Here is a 4494-nt window from a genome sequence, read left to right on the forward strand (position 1 = left end):
AGGTTTAATAATTTAATCAGAGGGCGAAAAGGTAGGTTCTTTTCGCCTTTATTTTATGCAAAAAAAGAGCCGAATCACAACGATTCGACTCTTTTCAATTTGTCAATGTCTTAACTTAATGACATTGTATTACCATGATAGTGTGTTTTTTCTTACAGATTGAATGCTGTCATCTCTTATTTTTGTATGGTACAATATGAATATATGTTCTAATGAAGAGGTGACTAAAATGCTGACGCGCTCGCATCGTTTATGCAGCATCGCGCTTGTTGAGCTGGGATTAATTGCTAGCAACACATTTATCGCAGATCCAGCATCTAATTTAATAATTTTATTGGCTACTGGTGTGGGTGCGTCTTTACCTGATATTGATGAATATAACAGCACGACTAGTCGTAAATCTCCAATCAATTTTAGTTTGTTTCTACGTCATCGTGGTGTGACTCATTCATTTTTAGGCTGGTTAGTTTTCTCCATTGGTTTGTATTTCTTAATGAATCATTTTATTCCCATTGAATTTCGATCTTGGCAGTTGCCAAATTGGTGGGGCAGTATTTGGCTAGGCTTGATTTTAGGCTATTTTTTGCATTTAGTTGAAGATAGTTTTAGTAAGCAGGGAGTAGATTGGTGGGCTCCATTTGTTAAAAAGAGAAGACATCATTCAATCTTTCGTTATAAAGTAGGAGGATTTTTTGAAAAATTTATTACTTTAATTGCTTTTTTAGGCATTATAATGATGTCTTGCTATTGGTTATGGCTGATGGCCGCACCTGAAATCTAAGTAAAACGCATACGTTTATTTAGTAAATTTCTTTACTATTTATGGTAAAGCACACTACTTAATGTTATACTAACGTTGTTGGAAATGTTTTAAGAAAAGAGATATATTAAAATGAATCAAATTGCTTTTAACCAACAATTATCAGATAAATTAAATGAAGTACTTAACCCAACCTTGTATTCAACTCCAGGTAAGGGTGAAATTACTGTAGTTGCTAACGAAAAGAATGACTTGCGTGAATATCGCATCATTACTGAAAACAACAAGGTTGTTAAAGTTGAAGATGCATATGATGCTAAGCATGATGCAGATTATGATAAGATGATGGACTTTCTTAAGGACTATCGTTAATTAAAAAATTGAATATAAATAAAGAAGAGGCCAGGATCATTGAGATCTTGACCTCTTTTGTCTTATTTTCGAAAATACTTCTAATATTTTTTAAAAATCAATTAAGAGTAATATACATGCAAAAAAGTTATACTGTAAAATAATCAATTAATATTTCACATAGATAGTCACTTTCCCTATGATAGAAGTAAGTTAAGTTTTAGTTAATGGAAAGTGACTTAAAATGAAATATAATCAATTAGGTAATTCAGATTTAAAAGTTTCTCAATTTGCACTTGGCTGTATGGGATTTGGTAAGGGAAGCGGTAAGAGCGTAAATGATCGTTCATGGACCGTGGGACAAGAACAAGCTGATCAAGTGATTGCTCATGCTTTGGATTTAGAAGTGAATTTCTTTGATACGGCTCCGGCATATCAAGCGGGTGCTAGCGAAAGAATTTTAGGTACAGCTTTAAATAAACTAGCTGACAGGGATCAAGTTGTTGTTGCCACCAAGTTTGCAACAAGACTACCTGAAGAAATGAAGAAGGGGATCTCAGGTAAAGAACATGTAGTCAATTCACTAGACCAAAGTCTAGAAAACTTACAAATGGATTACGTAGATCTTTATATTTACCACATTTGGGATTGGCTGACTCCAATGGAGGAAATTGCTGAAGGGCTAAACGAAGTAGTGAAGCAAGGCAAAGCACGTTACATCGGAATCTCAAATGCATATGCATGGCAAATTGCACAGATGAATGCATATATGAAAGAACATGATTATCCACAATTTGTTTCAATTCAAGATCACTATAACTTGATCTATCGTGAAGATGAACGAGAATTATTTACTTTTGCTCATGAAAACAATTTAGGATTAACACCATATAGTCCCTTAGCTAGTGGACGATTAGCTCATCCCTTCGGTACTGAGACTGCACGAAGAAAACAAGATACTTTTTCTGCTAAGGAAAAATACGGTAAGACTACTGAAATCGATCGACCAATTATTGATCGAGTTGAAGAATTAGCTAAAAAACATAATGTCCCTATGGCTGCTATATCACTAGCTTGGCTAAAGACAAAAGTGACAGCACCAATTGTTGGTGCAACTAAGGCCCATCATCTAGATGCAATGGAAAAAGCATTGCAATTAGATTTAACCTCTGATGAAGTGGCATATCTGGAAGAACCGTACAAGCCTCATGATTTAGAAGGCGTAATGGCGGATAATCGAGATCGAAAACATAATTGGACAGATTATTTAACGCATTAATTAAAACAAAAGGCAAAGAATATCAATTTGAATATTCTTTGCCTTTTAATTTTGTCGTTCTTACCATTCTGCATTAAAAACATATTTGTCCATGCGTTTAAATGCATCTTCGATGCGAGAAGTTGGTGAAGCTAAGTTTAATCTAATTGAAGTTGGACCTTGAAATAGTCCACCATCTTGCCAGCCGATGCCGTAATCCCAACCACGTTCAAGTAACTCAGTTTGCGTTTTATCATGTTCTTTAAGCCAATCCGTGCAATCGAGGAACATCATGTAAGTTCCTTCGGTCTTAAAGGTTGAAACTCCATCGAAATGCTTAGTTACATAATCGTAAGCTAGATTTACATTTTGAGAAAGAACTGGTAAAAGTTGATTAAGCCAATTATTTCCTTCATCGCTGTAAGCACCAATTAAAGCATGTTCTGAAAAGACATTCATACTATTGTAAACAGTCTTTTTACCCACGCTTTGGATTCGTTCACGGATAGGCTTATTGTAAATAACGCTGTAACTGCCAATTAAACCTGCAAGGTTAAAAGTCTTAGATGGAGCGTAGAAAGCAGCAGTGTGCTCTTTAGCCCATTCGCTAACTGATTGGGTAGGAGTGTAATGATGATCATTCATCATTAAGTCAGACCAGATTTCGTCAGAAATTACCCAGACATTATTTCTCTCGTAAACTTCCATTGCCTTAGTGATTTCTTCTTTAGTCCAGACACGACCAGTTGGATTATGAGGATTACAGAAAATCGCAACATGAATTTGATTTTTCTTAATCTTTTTATCCATATCCTCATAGTTCATTCGCCAAGTACCATTTTCATCTTTAATTAAAGGTGAGTGGACGATTTGATAACCGTTGCTTAGGACAGCGTTAGTAAAGCCCATATAGGTTGGCGAATGAAGTAAAACTTTGTCGCCTGGTGCCGCAAAAACTTTTAAGGCAGAAACGACGCCGCCAAGTACGCCGTTTTCGTAGCCAATATCTTCTTTAGTTAAACCTGATACGTTTGTGCCAATCAATGATTGCCTGGTAGTAGGCGTCGCTTGGTTGGAAATAACCAAAGAGGGGAAGCTGGGCACGTTTAATAATTGCTTCTTGAATTGATTTAGCCGTAGGGAAGTTCATATCGGCCACCCACATCGGGATTGTATCAAAGCCTTCTTTTGGTTTTGATGGTGCAAAACCAGGTAATTTTCCTACTGCATCAACGGCCATCGCGTCTTTGCCATGACGATCAATCAATTCTGTAAAATCGTATTTCATCTAATACCTCCATAAAAGTGTGTTGATCTTATTGTAATAGATGAACTAGCAAAATTGTTAATATTTGTTTGATTATGAAAGGAGCTCAAAATGAAATTAAACAGAAAATTTACAATCAGTGTTACTGCAGCGCTTTTAGCTGTTGCGCCAGTAACGGGCGTAGTTAGTCTTCCTAAAACTAATATAGTTTACGCTGCAAGACAGTCTGTTAGTGGCAAAATCAAGGTAACTCAAACTTACGCTAGTTATTTTGCTAACGGCAAGAGACACCCGGTTAAAAAGGGGAAAGTTTTAAAGTATATGGTACACCTAAGTACAAACCGTTTGATCCAGGCAGCTATTATTTTGGTGAACTGCAATACAATTTAGGTAATAGTGGCTTATTATCATCTGACTATGTTAAACAAATTTCTGGCAAAAATTGGATCACAGTCATTAACAATGACTATTTGTATAGTGCAAAAGGGAAACGACTATCTACTAAGATTAAACGTGGTCAAACTTTAGCTTATACTGGCAAAGTTAAATCAACTAAAAACGGTAAATATTACTTTTATGAAAATAATAAGAAAAAGCGCATCCCTTATTACAAGATCAAAGGACACGAATATTACAAGCTGGGTCGCAATCGTTATGTGAAAGTGGCTGATGTAATTGCTGTTAATGGTAATTATTTAATGACTACTGGTGAGACGACTGGGGGAGTTAAGAACAATAACGTCAGAACTTTCATCAATTCAAATGACTACAGTAATGATTCTACTATGGCACCTAGTGATAAGTACGTCAACTACCCTAGACTGAAGTCTAGGGCTTAGTGGATCGTTAGCTTGCGCC

7 protein-coding genes are annotated in these 4494 nt (G+C 36.0%); 5 read left to right on the plus strand and 2 right to left on the minus strand.

Features of this window, described 5'->3' with window-relative positions; translation table 11 throughout:
* Window positions 1-229: 229 nt before the first annotated feature.
* From CP368_RS09190 to CP368_RS09200, 3 genes are all read left to right on the plus strand, one after another.
* Window positions 230-781 carry a metal-dependent hydrolase gene (locus CP368_RS09190; RefSeq protein WP_025006403.1) on the plus strand — a complete coding sequence of 184 codons (552 nt, stop codon included), beginning with the start codon at window positions 230-232 and terminating at the stop codon, window positions 779-781.
* A 111-nt stretch (window positions 782-892) separates the two neighbouring features.
* Window positions 893-1132, plus strand: a complete 240-nt coding sequence (locus CP368_RS09195) for a hypothetical protein (RefSeq protein ID WP_003626373.1) — start codon at window positions 893-895, stop codon at window positions 1130-1132.
* Between the two features lie 223 nt (window positions 1133-1355).
* Window positions 1356-2390, plus strand: coding sequence for an aldo/keto reductase (locus CP368_RS09200; RefSeq protein ID WP_098046013.1), 1035 nt, complete (start codon window positions 1356-1358; stop codon window positions 2388-2390).
* Between the two features lie 60 nt (window positions 2391-2450).
* On the opposite strand, the gene CP368_RS09205 is transcribed toward CP368_RS09200, so the two are convergent.
* Window positions 2451-3413, minus strand: coding sequence for a MalY/PatB family protein (locus CP368_RS09205; RefSeq protein WP_233185873.1), 963 nt, complete (start codon window positions 3411-3413; stop codon window positions 2451-2453).
* Window positions 3382-3657, minus strand: coding sequence for a hypothetical protein (locus CP368_RS10905; RefSeq protein ID WP_233185874.1), 276 nt, complete (start codon window positions 3655-3657; stop codon window positions 3382-3384). The genes CP368_RS09205 and CP368_RS10905 overlap by 32 nt, the downstream gene beginning before the upstream one ends.
* 90 nt (window positions 3658-3747) lie before the next feature.
* Between CP368_RS10905 and CP368_RS09210 the strand changes: the two genes are divergently transcribed.
* Both CP368_RS09210 and CP368_RS09215 read left to right on the plus strand, forming a co-directional pair.
* Complete coding sequence (locus CP368_RS09210; protein ID WP_098044429.1) at window positions 3748-4026, plus strand: hypothetical protein; 279 nt, start codon at window positions 3748-3750, stop codon at window positions 4024-4026.
* 65 nt (window positions 4027-4091) lie between these two features.
* On the plus strand, window positions 4092-4475 hold the full coding sequence (locus tag CP368_RS09215) for an SLAP domain-containing protein (protein ID WP_255405110.1): 384 nt from the start codon (window positions 4092-4094) through the stop codon (window positions 4473-4475).
* The last annotated feature ends 19 nt before the right edge of the window (window positions 4476-4494 follow it).

Source organism: Lactobacillus sp. UMNPBX17, assembly GCF_002553735.1.
Taxonomy (GTDB): Bacteria; Bacillota; Bacilli; order Lactobacillales; family Lactobacillaceae; genus Lactobacillus; species Lactobacillus gallinarum.

Excerpts from the sequence above, each read along its gene's own strand:
- CP368_RS09210 (WP_098044429.1), top strand. The coding sequence starts at position 3,748 with ATGAAATTAAACAGAAAATTTACAATCAGTGTTACTGCAGCGCTTTTA.
- CP368_RS10905 (WP_233185874.1), bottom strand. The coding sequence starts at position 3,657 with ATGAAATACGATTTTACAGAATTGATTGATCGTCATGGCAAAGACGCG.
- CP368_RS09190 (WP_025006403.1), top strand. The coding sequence starts at position 230 with ATGCTGACGCGCTCGCATCGTTTATGCAGCATCGCGCTTGTTGAGCTG.
- CP368_RS09200 (WP_098046013.1), top strand. The coding sequence starts at position 1,356 with ATGAAATATAATCAATTAGGTAATTCAGATTTAAAAGTTTCTCAATTT.
- CP368_RS09195 (WP_003626373.1), top strand. The coding sequence starts at position 893 with ATGAATCAAATTGCTTTTAACCAACAATTATCAGATAAATTAAATGAA.